Source organism: Rhizobium ecuadorense, from assembly GCF_001187535.1.
In the GTDB taxonomy this organism is placed as follows: domain Bacteria; phylum Pseudomonadota; class Alphaproteobacteria; order Rhizobiales; family Rhizobiaceae; genus Rhizobium; species Rhizobium ecuadorense.
This window is the reverse complement of sequence record NZ_LFIO01001790.1, coordinates 1-19200: the sequence shown is the minus strand read 5'-3', so window position 1 is coordinate 19200 and position 19200 is coordinate 1. Positions and strand designations below refer to the sequence as shown.

Here is a 19200-nt window from a genome sequence, read left to right as displayed (position 1 = left end):
GGCCACTGCGAGGCGCTGGTGTTTGATATTTTTTTCTGCGGATCAGCCAAATTAAGTTTCATCACCGGGCTCGATCCCACCAGCGACGGAGGGCAGAGCCAAATCTTGATCACCTCAATTGCCGGAAAAAATGGTGCAGTTCAATCCCCTTGCTTCGTCCTCAAAGCTGCACCCTCTCCCTCACCCCATCCGCAATCGCCGTCATCCTGTCGGCCGCCGCATGGCCGATCAGCATGAAGGCGTGTGTGCCGTTCGACCAGTAGACGACGTTCATGCCCTTGCGGCTTTCGAGGTCCGGCGCCTTGGGGCCGGCATCGGAACGGACGATGCAGAGCGCCATCGGGCCGGTTTCGGGATCGAGATAGGCGATCTGGGCGAGCGGTTTGCCGTCATATTGCAGCAGCAAAGCGCGTTTGAAATCGATGGCCGGAAGCGCGACGGCTTCGGGGGAAAGCGACAGGCCGAGCTTTTCGTCGAGCGAGCCGAGCTGGGCGGCCTGGACGTCTCTTGCGGGCACGGGGCCGGCCAGCGTTTCCGGCGTATAGAGCGAGATATAGTCGGCGACCACGGCGCGCCATTCACTGTTTTCGTCCTTCGCCCAAAAGCCTTTGGTGATGCCGAGCACGGCGCGGTCGATCGCGATGCCGGCAACCAGCGAGGCGGCCAGCGCGCCGAGGAGGCGGCGGCGGCTGGTAAATACAGGCGTCGAGCGCGATTTAGCGTCCTCACGCGCCGGGATGGCGGCGAGCATCGTCTCCAGTTTTTCGCGCGGGGCCCGCGACAGCAGCGGGGCAAAGGCTTGTTCGAACGGCAGGCTGGCGCGCGCCAGGAATTCCAGCCGTTCGGCGACAGCCTTGTCCTGGTTCACCAGGGTTTCGATGCGCGCGGCCTCTTCAGCCGTCAGTTCGCCGTCGATGAAGGCGGTGAGGTCCTCGTCGGAGGGAATGGTGTGCTTCGTGTTCATTGCCGTCCCCCTTCCCGCTCGTCACTGGCGAGCTTGGCGCGGGCAGCCGCCAGCCGGCTCATCACGGTTCCGATCGGAATATCCAGTATGCCCGCAACCTCGCGGTAGGAAAGTCCTTCGACATAGGCGAGGAAGACCACCGTCCTCTGCGCTTCGGGCAGCGCATTCACCCGTTTGAGCACCTGGCTCGCCATCACATGCGTTTCAGTGTCGTGCGCGCCATCGAAGGTCAGCGCCTCCCCGGCGTCGACGAAACCCCGGCCTTCACGCACCCGGCGGGAGCGGATCTCGTTCAGCCAGATCGAATACAGGATCGAAAACAGCCAGCGGTCGAGCCGGGTGCCGGCGAGGAACTGATCGGCACGTTCAAGCGCGCGAAGGCAGGTCGCCTGCACCAGATCGTCGGCGACATCGCGCTGATGCGAGAGAACGAGACCATAACGCCAGAGCCTTGCCAGATTTTCCGTCAGGCCGCTCCTGATATCCGCTGCGCTCGCGATGGCCGCCTCCGACGATCCTGCATTTTTCGGAACCGCCGGATGAACCGGCGATTCCTTTCCCGCGCGACTATAGGCAGGAAAGGGAGCGCGCGCGACCGACATTCTCATATCCCTTTCGTGCTTCCATCTTCCCGCCCATGCCGGTCAATCAGATCTTCGACGGATCGAGGATGGCCGCGTTCAGGTCCTGATATTCCTCGCAGGCGGTACCGCAGATCGCCTTGATTGACTTCAACTGGTCCTTGGCGAGATCGAGCCGACCCTTGATGACATAGGCTTCGCCGAGATACTCACGGACCTTGGCATAGTGCGGATCCGTCTTCACCGACTGGAGGTAATAGGAGATGCCCTCGTCGGTGCGGCCGAGCTTGCGTGTGGCGTAACCGCGATAATTCAGCACCTCGGCGGCGTTCTGGTCCTTGACCGTGTCGAGCATGGCAAGCGCCTCCTCATAGCGGCCGGCTTTGGCCAGCGAATAGGCATAATCAGTGCGGTTCTCGTCCGAGACGTTGGCGCTCTGCTGCTTGACACATTTCTTGGTTTTCTGGTCGTAGATCTCGCCCTTCTTGCAGGTCGGCATCGTGCTGTTGTCATTGCCGACCGCAAAGACCGGGCCGGAGAAGAGGGAAGCGGCAAGGCAGCCGCCGAGAAGGATGGAGGCAAAACGGACTGTCATGATCGTCATCGGAAAACTCCTCGAAGGTGACGTTGCGAGGAGAAAACACCGCTGGGCCGAGCTTTATTCGGCAGGCTCTCTATTTTCGTCATCACGGCTTCGTGAAGCCACCGAGGCCGAATAGATCGTCGAAACCGAGTGTTCTCAACGTTACGCCGGGAACGACAAGGAGAATTTCGTGACAGATAGCGTCAAACTCGTCAGCCTCGCCGTCGCCGCACCCGAACATGTCATTTTCCAGAAAGAGGCGATCGAAGCCTCCGGCCGGCTGTTTGCCGACCGTTTCGAGGATTTCCGCCATCTTGCCCGCGTCTTCGACAGCGCCGGCATCCAAAAGCGCCATGCGGCGCGGCCGCTGGCCTGGTTCGACGAGCCGCATGGCTGGCAGGATCGGATGCAGGCCTATGCGGAAGTGGCAGGCGCGCTCTTCGTCGAGACCGCAACCTCTGCCCTTCGCCAGGCAGGGCTTGATGCCGGCGATGTCGATTGCGTCGTGACGGTGTCGTCGACCGGTTTTACGACGCCGAGCCTCGATGCACAGATGGCCCGCCGGATGGGCTTCCGGGCCGATATCGAGCGTGTGCCGGTTTTCGGGCTCGGCTGTGCGGCCGGGGTCTCGGGCTTTGCGATCGCCTCGCGGCTGGCGCGAAGCCGGCCGGGCGCCGTCGTGCTCTTCGTCTCGATCGAGCTCTGCACGCTGGCCTTCCGGCTGGACGAGCTAACGCGGCCGAACATCATCGCGACGGCGCTTTTCGGCGATGGCGCTGCCGCCTGCGTGCTGCGATCGGGCGAAGGCGGGCTGGCGGAAGTGGAATCGACCGGCGAGCATCTCTTTGCCGACACGCTCGATATCATGGGCTGGAAGATCGACGACGGCGGCTTCGGCATCGTGCTGGCGCAATCGCTGCCGCCCTTTGCCGAAAAGGAGCTCGGCCCGGCGGTGACGGCCATTCTGGCGCGAAACGGACTGACACCTGACGATATCGGCCGCTTCATCTGCCATCCCGGCGGCACGAAAGTGCTGGCCGCGATGGAAAGCGCGCTGTCGCTGACGCCGGGCTCCCTCGATCACGAGCGCGGCGTGCTGGCCGACTACGGCAACATGTCCTCACCGACCATACTGTTCGTGCTGGAGCGGGCGATCCGTGCCGGGTTGCCGGAGCGCTCGGCGATGGTCGCCATGGGGCCGGGTTTTTCGGCGAGCTGCGTGACGCTCCGGAGGCTGGTATGATGTGGCCGTCGATCGCGCTTCTTACCTTCGTGACGCTGCAGCGGCTTGGCGAACTCGTGCTTGCCCGGCGCAACACCGCTGCCCTTCTTGCCAGAGGCGCCAGGGAAGTGGCACCGGAGCACTATCCCACCATGGTAGCGCTGCATGCCGGATGGATCATCGGCCTGTGGCTGCTGGCGCCCGGCAGGCCGGTCGAGCCCTTCTGGTTTGCCGTCTTCCTCGGGCTGCAGGCGTTGCGGCTTTGGGTGCTGGCGACGCTGAAAGACCGCTGGACGACGCGCATCATCATCCTGCCCGGCGCGCCGCTGGTCACATCGGGTCCCTATCGCTTCCTCCGGCACCCGAACTACGCGATCGTCGTCGGCGAGATCGCCGCCCTTCCTCTCGCCTTCGGCCTCCCCCTTTACGCGATCGGCTTTTCGCTGCTCAACGCCTGCGTCCTCTACGTCCGCATGAAGGCCGAAAATGCCGCACTGAAAAGCGCAATGATTTTGAAATGAGCGCGATTTTTCGTTTGCGCCGCGGTATCGGCAGGGGCATTTTCACCTCGATAACAAAGCGGAATGCAGGGGAATGACGAAAAACGCAATCGTGCTCGGCGCTGGCATCGTCGGCGTGTCGGTGGCTATCCATCTTCAGCGGCGCGGCCGGCAGGTGACGCTGATCGACCGCAAGGATCCGGGCAACGAAACCTCCTTCGGCAATGCCGGCCTGATCCAGCGCGAAGGTGTTGCGCCCTACGGCTTTCCCCAGCAGCTCGGTCTTCTCATGCGCTATGCGCTGAATAACCGCATCGACGCGCATTACCACCTGCGCGCGCTGCCAAGCCAGCTCGCCTTTCTCGCCCGCTACTGGTGGAATTCCAATGCGCGGCGCCACACGCTCATCACCCGGGCCTATGCACCGCTGATCGAAAATTCGATTGCCGAACACAAGGATCTGATCGAGGCCGCGCAGGCGCAAGCACTGATCCGCAGGGATGGCTGGATGAAGATCTTCCGCACGGAAGCCAAGCGCGATCAGGCCTTAGCAGAGGCCGCACTCTGGCAGAGTGAATTCGGGGTGGACTATGACAGCCTGACGTCGGCCGATATCGCCCGCATCGAGCCCGACATGACAGGCGATTTTGCCGGCGGTATCCGCTGGCGCGATCCTTGGTCGGTGCTCGACCCGCATGCGCTGACCTCAGCCTATCGCGGCTATTTCGAAAGCCTCGGCGGCCGCTTCGTCACAGGCGACGCCGCCTCATTCGGCCCATTCGGTTCGGGCTGGAAGATCATGACTGCGGAAGGCGCGCTCGAAGCCGACGACGCGGTTCTGGCGCTCGGCCCCTGGGCGGCGCTCGCAACGCGCCGGCTCGGCTATTCCTTGCCGCTCGGCGTCAAGCGCGGCTATCACATGCATTATGCCGCCAAGGGCGATGCCGTGCTCAACAACTGGATGCTCGATGCCGAACGCGGCTATCTCCTGGCGCCGATGCGCCGTGGGATCCGGCTGACGACAGGAGCGGAGTTCGCAACGCTCGATGCGCCGAAGACGCCGGTCCAGCTCGACCGGGCCGAGGCCGTGGCCCGGACGATCTTCCCGCTCGGCGACAGGCTCGATCCCGAACCGTGGATGGGCGCGCGTCCCTGCACACCCGACATGATGCCTGTTATCGGCAAGGCACCGCGCCACCAAGGCCTGTGGTTTGCCTTCGGCCATGCTCATCACGGACTGACGCTCGGGCCGGTGACCGGCCGCGTGCTGGCCGAGCTCATCACCGGCGAAAAACCGTTTATCGATATTGCGGCCTATTCGCCTGAGCGTTTCAACCCGTGACGCCGAGCGAGGCAAGGCTCTTGAGCGCCGTTGCCGCAATACCGTCGATCGTATCGTCGATATCGACGGTGACGACGCCCGCCTCGCCTGTCGGCACCTCCAGCGTCGCCAGCTGGCTTTCGAGCAGCGAGATCGGCATGAAATGGCCCTTGCGCTCGCCCATGCGCCGTGTCAGGAGCGCCTTCGAACCTTCGAGATAGACGAAGAACAGACTACCGCCGGCAGCAGCCCGCAGCCTGTCGCGATAGGCGCGTTTCAGCGCCGAGCAGGAGACGATGATGCCCTCGCCTTTCTCCAGCGAGGCCTTGATGTCTTCGCCGATGCGATCCAGCCAAGGCATCCGGTCCTCGTCGGTCAGTGGAATGCCCTTCGACATCTTCTCGACATTGGCGGCCGGATGCAGCGCATCGCCTTCGACGAAGGCAAGGTGCAGGGCTGCCGCGAGCGTCTCGCCGACGGAGGATTTGCCGCAGCCGCTAACCCCCATGACGATGATCGCATGGGCTTCCTTCATCCGCTCGCCCGGCATGGCTTCTCCTAACGCTTGATGTTCCCGCTCAATCGAGCGGGAAGTGACAGGCATATTGCTGCGCGCCCTCTCCCCGTAATTCGGGAGAGACTTCGCGGCAATGGTCCTGCGCCTTCCAGCAGCGCGGATTGAAGTGACAGCCGGACGGCGGCTTCAGCGGCGACGGCAGTTCACCCTGAAGGCGGATGCGGTTCTTGGCGCGCTCCGGATCGGCAATCGGCGTCGCCGACAGCAGGGCGGCGGTATAGGGATGGCGCGGCCGGGCGAAGACCTCTGCCGCCGGACCGGTTTCGACGGGACGGCCGAGATACATCACCATCACCTCGTCGGCGATATGGTGGACGACGGAAAGGCCGTGCGAGATGAAGAGATAGGCAAGCCCCATCTCCTTCTGCAGGTCCATCAACAGGTTCAACACCTGCGCCTGGATCGACAGGTCGAGGGCGGAAACCGGCTCGTCGAGCACCAGCACCTTCGGCCGTAGCATCAAAGCGCGGGCAATGGCGATGCGCTGGCGCTGGCCGCCGGAGAACATATGGGGATAGCGGCCATGATGCTCAGGACGCAACCCGACGCGGGCCATCATCTCCTCCACCTTGCGGCGGCGAGCGGCGGCGTTGAGATCGGTGTTGATCTTCAGCGGCTCTTCGAGGATCGCGCCGACCTTCTGGCGCGGGTTGAGCGAGCCGTAAGGATTCTGGAAGACGATCTGCACCTGGCTGCGCAGGCTGCGGTCGCCGACATGGGCGGGCTTGCCGTCGATCAGCAATTCTCCCGACGTCGGGTTCTCGATCATGGTGACCAGGCGGGCGAGCGTCGACTTGCCGCAACCGGATTCGCCGACGACGGCAAGCGTCTTGCCGGAATGAAGGCTGAAGCTGACGCCGTTCAGCGCCTTGACGGTGGCATCGGCTTTGAAGAGGCCACGGTTGACGGTGTAGAAGCGGGCGAGATCCCTGCCCTCGAGAACAGCGCCCGTCATACCAGGTCTCCTGCAGTTTCAACGGCCATGACACCGGGATGCCCGAGCGGCTTGCCGTCCTTCAAAGGATAGTTGCACAGCGCCAGCCCAAGCTCCGGCCCCTGGCGAACAACGCCGCGGTCGCATTCGACCGTGGCGTAGCCGCAGCGCGGCGCGAAAAGACAGCCCGTCGGGCGGCCGTGCTGGCCGGGAACGACACCGGCGATCGAAGGAAGACGCTGACCGACCTCAGCGCGTTCCGGCAGGGCGGCGAGCAGGGCTGCGGTATAAGGGTGATGCGGATCGCGGAACAGCGCCTTCACCGGCTGCTCCTCGACCTTCTGGCCGGCATATTGCACCTGCACGCGCTCGGCGGTTTCGGCGACGACACCCATGTCATGGGTGATCAGCACCAGCGCCATGCCCTGCTCTTTCTGCAGGCGCACGAGCAGATCGAGAATCTGCGCCTGGATCGTCACGTCGAGCGCAGTCGTCGGCTCGTCGGCGATCAGGAGCTTCGGATTGCAGGCGAGCGCCATGGCGATCATGACGCGCTGGCTCATGCCGCCCGACATCTGATGCGGGAAATTCGACAGCCGGTCTTCCGGCGCCGGGATGCCGACGAGGTTCAAGAGTTCGATCGAACGCTCGCGGCGCTCCTTGCGGTTGAGACCCATATGGACACGCAGGGTCTCGCCGAGCTGGAAGCCGACGGTGAAGCACGGATTGAGGCTCGACATCGGCTCCTGGAATATCATCGCCATATCCTTGCCGACGATCCTGCGGCGCTGGCGTCCGGAGATCCCCCGCAGATCCTGGCCGTCGAACTGCAGGCGGTCGGCGGTGATCTTCGCCGTCCAGGGCAGGAGCCCCATCAGCGCCAGCATGGCAACGGATTTGCCCGAGCCGGATTCGCCGACGACCGACAGGATCTCACCCTTGTCGCAGGCAAGTGATACGCGGTCGACGGCGCGGAAGAGACCGGAAGAGGTCTGGAATTCGACCGTCAGATTTTCGATTTCGAGGAGCGGCATCACGACCTCTTCAGCTTGGGGTCAAGCGCATCGCGCAGGCCGTCACCCATCAGGTTGATGGCGAGAACGGTGATGAGGATAGCAAGACCCGGGAATGTTACGACCCACCAGGCGCGCGAGATGAACTCGCGGGATTCGGCGAGCATCGTGCCCCATTCGGGTGTCGGCGGCTGAGCGCCCATGCCGAGGAAGCCGAGGGCGGCGGCATCGAGGATCGCCGCCGAGAAGGCGAGCGTTGCCTGGACGATCAACGGCCCAAGACAGTTCGGCAGGATGGTCTTGAACATCAGGCGGAAGGTGCCGGCACCGGCGACACGCGAGGCGATCACATATTCCTTCTCGCGCTCCGTGATGACGGAGGCGCGGGTCAGCCGGACGAAATGCGGCTGGTTGACCAGCGAGATCGCAATCATTGCATTGGTAAGTCCGGGGCCAAGCACCGCCACCAGCACGAGAGCGAGCAGCAGCGACGGGAAGGCCAGGATGATGTCCATCAGTCGCATGATCGCCGTATCGATCTTGCCGCGGAAATAGCCGGCGACGAGGCCGATCAGGACGCCGCATACGACCGAAAGCGTGACGACGACGACGCCGATGAAGAGCGAGAAGCGCGCGCCGTAGATCAGGCGCGAGAGGATATCGCGGCCGACGGCATCCGTTCCGAGCGGAAACGCGATGCTGCCGCCCTCCATCCAGGATGGCACGGCCAGCAGCGCCTGGCGGTTCTGCTCGTTCGGCGCATGCGGCGCAAAGATCGGCGCGAAGACTGCGACGACCAGGATGACGATGAAAACGACGAGGCCGATAACGGCGCCCTTGTTGCGGGAGAAATAGTGCCAGAATTCCGCAGCGGCGGATGGCTGGCCAGTCTTGACGGTGACGGTGCTCATGAACCGCTCCTAGTGACGAATGCGCGGATTGATGAAGCCATAGAGGACATCAACAATCAGGTTGACCATCATGATCACGCCGGCGATCAGCAGAAGCCCGCCCTGGACCACGGCGTAATCGCGCTTGAAGACCGAATCGACCATCCATTTGCCGATGCCCGGCCAGGAGAAGATCGTCTCGGTGAGGATGGCGCCGGCCAGAAGAACGCCGATCTGCAGGCCGATGGTGGTGATGACGGGGATCATCGCATTTCGCAGTGCATGCACGCCAACGACGCGCAGCGGCTTCAGCCCTTTCGAGCGCGCGGTGCGGACATAATCCTCGCCCAGAACCTCGAGCATCGCCGAACGCGTCTGACGGGCGATGACGGCAAGCGGGATGGTCGCCAGCACGATGGTCGGCAGGATGAGATAGCTGACGGCGGAGGAAAACGCGCCCTTCTGGCCGGACAGCAGGCTGTCGATCAGCATGAAGCCGGTGACCGGCTTGAAGAAATACATCAGCGAGATGCGGCCGGAAACCGGCGTCCAGCCGAGATAGCCGGAGAAGAAGATGATCAGCAGCAGGCCCCACCAGAAAATCGGCATGGAATAGCCGATCAGGGCGACACCCATCACGCTTTGATCGAACCAGGTGCCTCGCTTGACGGCAGCAAAGATGCCGGCGGGCACGCCAAGACAGACCGCGAGGATGATGGCACAGAAGGAAAGTTCCAGCGTCGCCGGAAACAGCGTCAGGAATTCGCCGAGAACGGGCCGCTTGGTGACGATCGAGGTGCCGAGATCGCCCTGCAGTACTTTTCCGAGATAATCGAAATACTGCACATACATCGGCCGGTCGAAACCGAGATCGTGCATGATCTGGGCGTGCCGTTCCGGCGCCATCACGCGCTCACCCGACAGGAGCATGACGGGATCGCCGGGAAGCATGCGGATGAACGAGAAGGCAATAAGGGAAACGCCGAGGAATGTCGGGATCAGCACCGCGAGGCGGCCGATGAAAAAACGCAACATGGCAGATATCCAATAGTTTCCGGCGGTCAGGGGGTGCCTGACCGCCGGCTGCGCCCAGCTCTGCCGGGCATTCTTACATTTTTCTTGTTATTCGGATACGTCGACGCCGTCGAAGCGGTGAATGCCGAGCGGATCCATGAAGAAGCCGGAGACCTTCTTGCTCATCGGAACGAAGACGAGCGAGTGATCGAGGGTCGCCCAGGGGGCTTCCTTTTTGAAGATCAGCTGCGCCTGCTCATAGGCCTTGGTGCGCTCGCCGACATCGGCGGTCAGCTTGGCCTTGGTCATCAGGTCGTCATATTCCTTGTTGCACCACTGGGCGCGGTTGTTGCCGCCGACGGCATCGCAGCCGAGCAGCGTATCCATGAAGTTATCCGGATCGCCGTTGTCGCCGGTCCAGCCGAGGATGACGGCGCCGTCGCGCTTCACGTCGGAGGAGAGCTTCAGATATTCGGCCCATTCATGGGTGACGATCTCGACCTTGACGCCGGCCTTGGCGAAATCGGCCTGGATCAGTTCGGCGGCACGGCGCGCGTTCAGCATGTAGGGACGCGACACCGGCATCGCCCAGACCTTCATGCTGAGATCCTTGACGCCGGCATCGGCGAGAGCCTTCTTGGCGGCATCCGGATCGTACTTGTCGTCCTGAACGGCGTCGTTATAGGACCACATCGTCGGCGGGATCGGGTTCTTGGCAACGGCCGCGGCACCCTGGAAGACGGCGTCGATGATCGCCTGCTTGTTGATCGCCATGTTGAGCGCGCGGCGAACTTCCGGCTTGTCGAACGGGGCCATCTGCGTGTTGTAGGCGAGGAAGCCGACATTGAGGCCGGCCTGTTCCATCACCGTCAGATTGCCGTCCTTCTTCAGTTCGGGAACGTCGGCCGCATTCGGATAGGGGATCAGGTGGCATTCGCCGGCCTTCAGCTTCTGAGCGCGAACGGCGGCATCAGAAGTGATGGCGAAAACCAGATCGTCGATCTTTTCCTTGCCCTTGAAATAGGTTTCGTTGGCCTTGTAGCGGATGACGGCATCCGGCTGGTACGCGACGAAGGTGAACGGGCCGGTGCCGAGCGGCTGCTGGTTGAGCTGCGCCATCTTGCCGTCGGCGGCGAGCTTATCGGCATATTCCTTGGAGACGATCGAGGCGAAGTCCATCGCAAGATCGGCGAGGAACGGCGCTTCGGGATGGTTGAGCGTGAACTTGACGGTGAGGTCGTCGACCTTCTCGATCGACTTGATCAGATCCGGGAAGCCCATGCCGGCGGCGTATTCGTAGGAACCGCCCTCGACATATTTGTTCCACGGATTGTCGGCCTTCAGCTGGCGCTCGAAGGAGAACACGACGTCGTCGGCGTTGAAATCGCGCGTCGGCGTGAAGAAGTCGGTGGTCTGATACTTGACGCCGGGATGAAGCTTGAAGGTGTATTCCGTCCCATCGGCCGAAACGCTCCAGCTGTCGGCGAGGCCGGGTTCGATCTCGGTGCCGCCATGCTTGAATTCGACCAGGCGGCTATAGACCGTGCGCGACGAGGCGTCGAAGGTCGTGCCTGCCGTATAGAGGCTCGGGTCGAAGCCTTCCGGCGAGCCCTCGGAGCAATAAACAAGGGTCTTGGACCAGGCCGACGTCGCCATGACCGAAATCAGGGCCGTCGCTGCCAGCATGACAGAGATCTTTTTCATAATATTGTTTCCCGGTTGTTCTTTTTTGATGTCTGGAGACCGCAGATATGCATCCCGATCGACGGTCGATGGAACGACATTTATCTACTGAAAGCAACGGGCTACGGAGAAAATTTTTCCAGTTGGACAATTTTAGAAATTTTCAGTCAAAAATCGGCCTCAATCGGACATATTTGGATAAAAATGACCGGGATTTCGTCGTATTTTGGATAATTGCGCCTCTTAAGCGTGTCGCGATCGATCGGATTCGCTTGCTGCGCGTGGGATGTTTGTCTCTTGCCGAGCCGGGGAGACGCCGCACAAAACAAAAACCGCGATTGCCGGGGCAACCGCGGTTTCACAAGTCTGTGCTGCTCGTTAAATTCAGGCGGCAGGCGCAACGATCGCGGGTTTACGATAGGGCTGCTCGCCGGTAATTCCGAGAAGGAAATTGATCTGCGGACGCGCCTTGACGAGGTCGTCGATCGAATATTCGGACAGCACCGCGAAGAAGGCGTTGAGCGCCTTGCGCAGCGCCGAATTCAGGCCGCAGCTGTCAACCAGCGGGCATTCGACCACGCCGTCATCCTCGAAGCATTCGGCCATGGCGAAACTGTCTTCCGTCACCCGGACGACGTCGAAGAGCGTGATGTCGGCCGCCGGCTTGCCGAGCCGCACGCCGCCATTGCGACCGCGCACGGTTTCGACAAGGCCCGCCTTGTTCAGCGGCTGGAGGATCTTGAAAAGAAACAGCTCGGAAACGCCGTAAGCCTTGGCGATTTCCGGAATCCGGCTCAGGTGCCCGTCGTTGGCAGCACAATACATCAACATGCGAACCGCATAGTTGGTCTGCTTCGTCAACCGCATGCCATTCTCCTGACTCGTGCCTGTTCAGACCTATATAGGCGGTTTGGTAGTTTTGAACAATTCCAAAATATGAAATTCGCATTCAGCTTATGAGGCCAAATGCCGCGACGTCAATCTTGCTGCAGAGCGCCGGCATAATCCAGGATCGCCTGCTTGCGCTCGGGCGTGCCCGGATGGGTGGAGAGCATGCTGGTGCTGGAATGATCGCCGAGCTTGGCTTCCAGGACATCGAAAAAACGGGCGATCGCAACAGGATCCATGCCGGCCTTGCGCATCAGTTCCACCGAGCGTCGGTCGGCCTCGGCCTCTGCACTGCGTGAATAGGACAATGCCAGCAGGCCGCCACCCTGCGTCAGGATATCCTCGACGCCAGAGCCGATATCACCGGCAATCAGCATGACGAGGCCGGCGACACCTGCGGCGCGATAAAGCTGCCGGAGGCTGTGCTTGTATTCGACATGGCCCACCTCGTGGGCGAGAACCCCGGTTATCATCTCATCGTCGCCGCCCGCCAGTTCCACCAGCTGGTCGGTGATGACGATATTGCCGTCGGGAAGCGCGAAAGCGTTGGGACCGATCACGCCGCCATCGCGGAAATTCAGCACATAACGGCCGGCGCCGCCTTCGGCATTGGCAGCGACCTGGCGGAAGCGATCGGCGATTTCGGCTTGCCGGGCTTCGTCCAATTGGCTGGCGGACAGCGCAGTCCTGTCGAGCGTGTTGAGAGCGCTGTAGGACATTGCCTCGGAAACAACAGGCGGCGTCACGAAGACGGCAACTTCGACGAGCGCCGGCAGCGCGTAACGATAGATTCCGACGGCGAGCAGAACGACCGCGACCGCGAAGACGAAGATGCGGGGGTGAAATTCCTCCAGCCGATGTACCCAGCCGCTTCTGCCGCCGCCGCGAAGAAAGGCATCGATTGCATCATTGTCGCTGCTCTCGAAGACCGAGCCGTCGGCAAAGACGGCGCGTCGGGGGATCGACCCGACGCGCGGCGTGAAGGAGAGCTCTCCGGCAGCGCTATCCGAAAGGGCGACATCCTCGTCGGTTACGGCGAGCAGGCGCCCGCCGCGCGACAGCAGGCGTGCGGGAACGGAGCCGCTCGAATGCGGCGGATACCATTCCCCTTTGGCGATGGTCTCTGCGTCAGAAACCAAAATCGATCCCTTCCATGCTCATATATTCCGCACCGACGGCGGCGCCAGTCGTTTGAAACTGCGTAAAAACCTCGCCGATTTCGCCTTCGATGCGGATCGCCGTGTGCTCGGCCACATAGCGTGCCAGACGAACCGCCGCCCAGGGGCGCATCAAGCCGAGGGTAAGCATCGTCACCACGACGTTCGATATGGCGATCCAGGCATAGCGTGCACGGGAAAGATCGCTGCGCAGGAGATGCTGGCCGTCGATGCGGGTCGACGACCAGACGATGTTATGGACGGCGGCCCGATATATGAGGCCTGCAAGGCCATAGACGATGATCAGGCCGAAAACGACAAGATACATTCCCCACACTATCATCAACATAGCGGCATCATGCTCGAATGCGCCGGGGTCATTGGCCTGCATCCCGACGACCGCGATCGCAACCAACCCGGCGAGAACGACCAGGCCCAGCACGACCATCAGGGCCGGGATGAGAAGCGCGCGGTAGAGCGTGCCAATCTTGGGATCGGTATCGAAAGGCCGATTGCCGTAGCGGAGATTGTTGAAGATATAGCGGTTGAGCCAACGGCTGGCCAAGGGCGCAAGCAGACCCAGCGACAGGAAAGCGACGAGACCTCCAAGCATCACGCAGACGAAGGCGCCGCCGGCCGTGCCGGTGAAATCAAATCGCACATTTCGATAGCTGGTCACGCGAGTGTTGAAACGAAGGCCTCTGACGATCAGCCACGGAAGAGCGATGAGCACCAGGACCGTGGTCACCAGCGAGAACAGCGGATGGATCGCCGCTAGAATGTTGGCCACGACAAGGAAGGCGAAGACGATCAGGCGGCCGATGAAAATCTGCTTGCCGGTGGCGTGATATTCGAAAGCACGGCCGAGCAGGACGGTGTTGCCATAAAAATAGCGATTGCGCCGCACTTTCGCCCAGGCGGAATAGATGCCGAGCGTTACGATCGTCAAAAGGACATTGACGATCCAGATACCGAAATATTCCGATGCCGTGCCGGTGAACCGGGCACGTTCAAACGCGTTCGCCGCGGAGCCCGCGGACACTCTGTTATCCATGATCTCTGCTTCCCCCAGCACATTGCCCGACAGCATGATGAGAATCACGCGTCGAGCGCACCGACAGAAAAGCAAAACGCGAAGAAATCGACAACCTGAAATCGAAAACGGGGGCCACAAGGCCCCCGAATTGCAGATCGATCTGTCGTGAAAATCACTTCATCGTCGGCATGACGAATTCGGCGCCGCTCTTGATGCCTGAGGGCCAGCGGGCGGTGACGGTCTTGGTCTTCGTCCAGAACTTGATCGAATCCGTGCCGTGCTGGTTGAGGTCGCCGAAGCTCGAGGCCTTCCAGCCGCCGAAGGAGTGGTAGGCGAGCGGAACCGGGATCGGAACGTTGATACCGATCATGCCGATATTGATGCGCGAGGCGAAATCGCGGGCCGCATCGCCGTCACGGGTGTAGATCGCAACGCCGTTGCCATATTCGTGCTTCATCGGCAGCGACAGCGCCTCTTCGTAATTCTCGGCGCGAACGACGGAAAGGACAGGTCCGAAGATCTCGGTCTTGTAGATATCCATCTCGGGTGTGACGTGATCGAACAGGCAGCCGCCGACGAAATAGCCGTCTTCATAGCCCTGGAGCTTGAAGTCGCGGCCGTCGACGAGCAGCTTGGCGCCTTCCTCGACGCCGCGGTCGATCAGGCTGCGAACACGGGTATAGGCGTCCTTGGTGACCAGCGGGCCCATATCGGCCTGATCGTCGGTGTAGGGGCCGATGCGCAGCGATTCGATCTTCGGGATCAGCTTCTCGACGAGGCGGTTGGCGGTGTCCTCGCCGACCGGAACGGCAACCGAGATCGCCATGCAGCGCTCGCCGGCCGAGCCGTAGCCTGCGCCCATCAGCGCATTGACGGCCTGATCCATATCGGCATCCGGCATGATGATCATGTGGTTCTTGGCGCCGCCGAAGCACTGGGCGCGCTTGCCGTTCATCGCCGCAGTACCATAGACGTAACGGGCGATCGGCGTCGAACCGACGAAGGAGACGGCACCGATATCGGGATCGGTGAGGATCGCATCGACGGCGCCCTTGTCGCCATTGACGACATTGAGGATGCCGGCGGGAAGACCGGCCTCGATCATCAGTTCGGCAAGACGGATCGGCAGGGAAGGATCGCGCTCGGAGGGCTTCAGGATGAAGGCGTTGCCGCAGGCGATTGCCGGCGCGAACATCCACATCGGGATCATGCCGGGGAAGTTGAAGGGGGTGATGCCGGCGCCGATGCCGACCGGCTGGCGGATCGAATACATGTCGATCGCCGGGCCCGCGCCCTCGGTGAACTCGCCCTTGGCGAGATGCGGAATGCCGCAGACGAATTCGCAGACTTCGAGGCCGCGGATGACGTCACCCTTGGCATCCTCGATCGTCTTGCCGTGCTCCTTGGAGAGCATTTCGGCAAGCTCGTCCATGTGCTTGTTCAGGAGTTCGACAAACTTGAAGAAGACGCGGGCGCGGCGCTGCGGATTGGTGGCGGCCCATTTCGGCTGCGCTGCCTTGGCGTTCTCGACGGCGGCGCGCAGTTCTTCGACGCTTGCGAGCGCGACCGTCGCCTGCACTTCGCCGGTTGCCGGATTATAGACATTGCTCACGCGGCCGCTGGTGCCGGCGACTTGCTTGCCGCCGATGAAATGACCGATCTCACGCATGGATGCTCCTCCTGTTTTTTGGATGGCCTACAATCGCACTTCAATTTGCACAAATCAATGCGCTGATATAAGTAACGGTTGTGCGTAAATTATAGCGCTGCCATTGCGTCAGGCGTTGCTGCTGCTCCCAAACTTGGAACGGCACGCGGACAAGTCAAATCCCGGAGAGGTCAAGCCGATGAGCCGCAAACCTGTCGTCAGAATGGCGGAGCTGGAGATCGATCCGGATAGGCTCGACGCCTATCGCGCATTGCTCACTGAGGAAATCGAGGCATCCGTCAGGCTGGAAGTCGGCGTCCTTTCTCTGAGTGCTGTTTCCATCAGGGACGCCCCCAACCGGATCCGCATTCTTGAGGTCTATGCCGACAAGGGGGCCTACGAAGCCCATCTGCGGACACCGCATTTCCTCAAATACAAGAGCGAGACGGCCGGCATGGTGACATCGCTGACGCTGATTGAGGTCGATCCGATCTCAATGCGGGCCAAGCCATGAACTGGGACGACGTCCGGATTTTCCTTGCCGTCGCCCGTACCGGGCAGATTCTTGCCGCCTCGAAGCGGCTGGGGCTCAATCACGCCACACTCTCGCGCCGGCTGACCTCGCTGGAGGAGGCGCTGAAGACGCGGCTTTTCATCCGCCGCACCAATGGCTGCGAGTTGACTGCCGAAGGCGAAGTGTTCCTGGCATCCGCCGAGCGGATGGAAACGGAAATGCTCGCAGCACAGGCCAGCCTCGGCCACACCGATACGGCGATTGCCGGGACGGTGCGCGTCGGCGCGCCTGACGGCTTCGGCGTTTCCTTTCTTGCGCCGCGCATGGGCCGGCTGATCGAGCGCCATCCGGCGCTGAAAATCCAGCTTGTCCCGGTGCCGCGCTCGTTTTCGCTGTCGCAGCGCGAGGCGGATATCGCCATTACGCTGGAACGGCCCGAACAGGGCCGGCTCGTGTCCTCCAAGCTCACCGACTATACGCTCGGTCTCTATGCCTCGCGCGATTATCTCACCTCCCGGGGCACACCCTGTGATATCGAGGCGCTGAAGGCGCATCCGCGCATCGGCTATGTCGAAGACCTGATCTTCACCGCCTCGCTGAATTTCTCCGGCGAGGTGATGCGAAGCTGGGATGCAAGCTTCGAGATTTCGACCGCGATCGGGCAGACTGAAGCGGTGCGATCGGGCGCCGGCATCGGCATTCTGCACGATTATATCGCCCGGCAATATCCGGAGCTCCAGCGCATTCTGCCGGAGGTTTCGATCCGGCGTGCCTACTGGACGACCTATCACGAAACGGCGCGCGACCTCGTACGCGTCAGGAGCGTCGTCGATTTCCTGCAGGAACTCGTCAGCGCCGAACGGCAGATCTTCCTTTAATTTTCGGAGACGTGCTTCGCTGGCTCGTCGTTCTCGTCTGGATTGGGAACCGGCGCCTCGTCGGGGAGCCTGTCCGGCTCCGGTTCGGTAATCGGCGGCACCGGCTTCCAGCCGGGCGCCGGCATCGGCGGCTGATCGGGAATGGGTTCGTTGGGCACGGACATGACCGCCTCCCTTTCATGATGCTGGAACAAACTGACGTTGGGCCGGGGTTACTTGTCCGGCTTCAGCGATTCGGCAGCGCGCCTCGGCATGCTGTCGATGATGGCGAAAAGCTCGCCATCGGTGATCGGCTCGCTGACCTTGAGCTTCACCGTGCCGTCCTTGCCGACAAGGAAGGCGGCGAATTCCCCAATCTCCAACGCCTCGAGATCGCGGCGGATCGCTTCGCCGTCAAGACCGTCCGCCGCACCGAAGAGCGGCCGGACAGTTGCACCTGAGATTTTGAGCACAACCAGATCACGCTCGTCGAGGGCTGAACGGTCTGTCAAAAGCTGATTTTCCTGGCGGGCGGCGCGGGCATTGTCCCTGTCGGCAAACACGACGAAGACGCGGTTCTTCCACTGGAAGGCCGCCAGGCTTTCGACCGGCGCATAGGCGCTGTTCGTCTCGTCAATCTTGGTCGCGCCGTAGAGAAGGGTTTTCGACATGCATATTCTCCCGTTAACTTGGAGAACGGCGCGAGACGGCATGGGTTCCATCCAATCGATAGGATCCCGGCTTTCATTGCTGCAGTGGGAGGTCGCACGTGCGTTTCCCGATCTCGGACTCGCGGCAAAAAATATGCCGAGAGTCCGAGCAAAAATTATGCAAACAGGAAGTCCCAAGATTGAAGGCTTGAAACAGCAACATTCGTAAGCGTTATGGTGTTGTCGGAATCGGCTGTAATAATTGTATCATTCCCGGACTGCGCGGTTGCCGCAAAAAGCGATTCCCAGTCGGCGAAAATGCTGTGATCGATCGAGATCGCGTCATGTGCCGAGCCGGCTGCCACGAAGTTTGTGATCGTATCATGGCCCCAGTTCGTCAAATAAACGAAGACGTCGGCTGCCGCTCCACCAGTGATCGTATCATTGCCGCCGCCACCCGTTAGCGTATTGGAACCACTGCCGCCGACGATAACGTTGTTCAGCGCATTCCCCGTTCCGGCAAACGTCCCAGTGCCGGCAAAGCTCAGGTTCTCGACATTGCCGGCAAGCGTATAGCTCGCCAGGTTCGTGCGAACCGTGTCGATCCCCTCATTGGCGGCTTCGGTGACGAGGTCGCCGGCATTATCGACGATGTAGGTGTCGTTGCCCGCACCACCGATCAAGGTATCCGCACCTGCCCCGCCGTTCAGCGTGTCATTGCCGGCGCCGCCGGTGATCGTGTTGGCCAGCGCATTGCCGGCGCCGCTGAAGCTGGCGGATCCCGTGTAGGTCAGGTTCTCGACATTGTTGCCGAGCGTATAGCTTGCAAGCGCCGTCCGGACCGTGTCCGTCCCTTCGTTCACATTCTCGATCACCAGATCGGTCGCGATGTCGACGACGTAGACGTCGTCGCCTATCCCACCTGACATCTTGTCGGAGCCACCCCCGCCGATCAAAGTGTCGTTGCCCGCAGCCCCCGTGAGGGTGTCAGCGCCAACACCACCTGTGATAACGTTGTCGAGCAAATTCCCGGTCCCGGCAAAGGCTGCCGTGCCGATGTAGGTGAGGTTCTCGACATTGGCCGCCAATGTGTGGGCCGCCAATGTCGTCTGCACCGTGTCGGTCCCCTCATTGGCGGCCTCGGTGACGAGGTCGCCGGCATGGTCGA

Annotated in this window: 20 protein-coding genes and 1 pseudogene; 5 read left to right on the top strand and 16 right to left on the bottom strand. The window is 61.8% G+C overall.

All coding sequences use genetic code 11. From position 1 onward, the window contains the following. Positions 1-160: 160 nt before the first annotated feature. Genes AF337_RS36155 through AF337_RS36145 form a run of 3 tightly spaced genes read right to left on the bottom strand, consistent with a single transcriptional unit; the run spans position 161 to position 2149 of the window. A complete protein-coding gene (locus AF337_RS36155) occupies positions 161-964 on the bottom strand; it encodes an anti-sigma factor family protein (protein WP_049735871.1) in 804 nt (267 codons plus the stop codon). Further along, positions 961-1566, bottom strand: a complete 606-nt coding sequence (locus AF337_RS36150) for an RNA polymerase sigma factor (RefSeq protein ID WP_049735870.1) — start codon at positions 1564-1566, stop codon at positions 961-963. Before AF337_RS36150 ends, AF337_RS36155 begins: the two co-directional genes overlap by 4 nt. Positions 1567-1612: 46 nt before the next feature. Beyond that, the gene (locus tag AF337_RS36145; RefSeq protein ID WP_049735869.1) at positions 1613-2149 is read right to left on the bottom strand and encodes a tetratricopeptide repeat protein; all 537 of its coding nucleotides are present in this window, start codon (positions 2147-2149) and stop codon (positions 1613-1615) included. A gap of 169 nt (positions 2150-2318) precedes the next feature. On the opposite strand from AF337_RS36145, the gene AF337_RS36140 reads away from it, so the two are divergent. From AF337_RS36140 to AF337_RS36130, 3 genes are all read left to right on the top strand, one after another. After that, complete coding sequence (locus AF337_RS36140) at positions 2319-3371, top strand: type III polyketide synthase (protein WP_049735868.1); 1053 nt, start codon at positions 2319-2321, stop codon at positions 3369-3371. Beyond that, a complete protein-coding gene (locus AF337_RS36135) occupies positions 3368-3871 on the top strand; it encodes an isoprenylcysteine carboxyl methyltransferase family protein (protein ID WP_049735867.1) in 504 nt (167 codons plus the stop codon). The genes AF337_RS36140 and AF337_RS36135 overlap by 4 nt, the downstream gene beginning before the upstream one ends. Before the next feature lie 73 nt (positions 3872-3944). Continuing rightward, entirely contained in the window at positions 3945-5192 is a 1248-nt protein-coding gene (locus tag AF337_RS36130; RefSeq protein ID WP_049735866.1) for an NAD(P)/FAD-dependent oxidoreductase, read from the top strand. Here AF337_RS36130 and AF337_RS36125 read toward each other — a convergent pair. The 10 genes from AF337_RS36125 to AF337_RS36080 form a co-directional block, all read right to left on the bottom strand. Further along, positions 5182-5721, bottom strand: a complete 540-nt coding sequence (locus tag AF337_RS36125; protein WP_049735865.1) for a gluconokinase — start codon at positions 5719-5721, stop codon at positions 5182-5184. The two genes, AF337_RS36130 and AF337_RS36125, sit on opposite strands and share 11 nt — an antisense overlap. Positions 5722-5749: 28 nt before the next feature. After that, positions 5750-6703, bottom strand: coding sequence for a peptide ABC transporter ATP-binding protein (locus AF337_RS36120; RefSeq protein WP_049735864.1), 954 nt, complete (start codon positions 6701-6703; stop codon positions 5750-5752). Further along, positions 6700-7716: an ABC transporter ATP-binding protein gene (locus AF337_RS36115; RefSeq protein WP_049735863.1), complete on the bottom strand. Its 1017-nt coding sequence runs from the start codon at positions 7714-7716 to the stop codon at positions 6700-6702. Before AF337_RS36115 ends, AF337_RS36120 begins: the two co-directional genes overlap by 4 nt. After that, positions 7716-8606 carry an ABC transporter permease subunit gene (locus AF337_RS36110; protein ID WP_049735862.1) on the bottom strand — a complete coding sequence of 297 codons (891 nt, stop codon included), beginning with the start codon at positions 8604-8606 and terminating at the stop codon, positions 7716-7718. Before AF337_RS36110 ends, AF337_RS36115 begins: the two co-directional genes overlap by 1 nt. A 9-nt stretch (positions 8607-8615) precedes the next feature. Next, on the bottom strand, positions 8616-9620 hold the full coding sequence (locus AF337_RS36105; protein WP_049735861.1) for an ABC transporter permease subunit: 1005 nt from the start codon (positions 9618-9620) through the stop codon (positions 8616-8618). 87 nt (positions 9621-9707) lie between these two features. Further along, positions 9708-11303 carry an ABC transporter substrate-binding protein gene (locus AF337_RS36100; RefSeq protein ID WP_003588419.1) on the bottom strand — a complete coding sequence of 532 codons (1596 nt, stop codon included), beginning with the start codon at positions 11301-11303 and terminating at the stop codon, positions 9708-9710. Positions 11304-11666: 363 nt separating this feature from the next. Next, entirely contained in the window at positions 11667-12149 is a 483-nt protein-coding gene (gene rirA / locus AF337_RS36095) for an iron-responsive transcriptional regulator RirA (RefSeq protein ID WP_049735860.1), read from the bottom strand. 110 nt (positions 12150-12259) lie between these two features. Then, positions 12260-13309, bottom strand: a complete 1050-nt coding sequence (locus AF337_RS36090) for a M48 family metallopeptidase (RefSeq protein ID WP_049735859.1) — start codon at positions 13307-13309, stop codon at positions 12260-12262. Beyond that, on the bottom strand, positions 13299-14381 hold the full coding sequence (locus tag AF337_RS36085; RefSeq protein ID WP_049736037.1) for a YjgN family protein: 1083 nt from the start codon (positions 14379-14381) through the stop codon (positions 13299-13301). The genes AF337_RS36090 and AF337_RS36085 overlap by 11 nt, the downstream gene beginning before the upstream one ends. Positions 14382-14535: 154 nt before the next feature. Next, positions 14536-16032 (bottom strand): CoA-acylating methylmalonate-semialdehyde dehydrogenase, encoded by a 1497-nt coding sequence (locus tag AF337_RS36080; RefSeq protein ID WP_049735858.1) that lies wholly within the window; start codon positions 16030-16032, stop codon positions 14536-14538. 178 nt (positions 16033-16210) lie between these two features. Between AF337_RS36080 and AF337_RS36075 the strand changes: the two genes are divergently transcribed. Both AF337_RS36075 and AF337_RS36070 read left to right on the top strand, forming a co-directional pair. Then, complete coding sequence (locus tag AF337_RS36075) at positions 16211-16525, top strand: putative quinol monooxygenase (protein ID WP_049735857.1); 315 nt, start codon at positions 16211-16213, stop codon at positions 16523-16525. Next, positions 16522-17403 (top strand): LysR family transcriptional regulator, encoded by an 882-nt coding sequence (locus AF337_RS36070; protein WP_049735856.1) that lies wholly within the window; start codon positions 16522-16524, stop codon positions 17401-17403. The genes AF337_RS36075 and AF337_RS36070 overlap by 4 nt, the downstream gene beginning before the upstream one ends. On the opposite strand, the gene AF337_RS43910 is transcribed toward AF337_RS36070, so the two are convergent. From AF337_RS43910 to AF337_RS36060, 3 genes and pseudogenes are all read right to left on the bottom strand, one after another. Next, on the bottom strand, positions 17400-17567 hold the full coding sequence (locus tag AF337_RS43910) for a hypothetical protein (RefSeq protein WP_016734737.1): 168 nt from the start codon (positions 17565-17567) through the stop codon (positions 17400-17402). The two genes, AF337_RS36070 and AF337_RS43910, sit on opposite strands and share 4 nt — an antisense overlap. 48 nt (positions 17568-17615) lie before the next feature. Continuing rightward, a complete protein-coding gene (locus AF337_RS36065; protein ID WP_049735855.1) occupies positions 17616-18053 on the bottom strand; it encodes a DUF4174 domain-containing protein in 438 nt (145 codons plus the stop codon). A gap of 155 nt (positions 18054-18208) precedes the next feature. Beyond that, positions 18209-19200 (bottom strand): annotated as a pseudogene (locus AF337_RS36060) (calcium-binding protein); the annotation flags it as partial.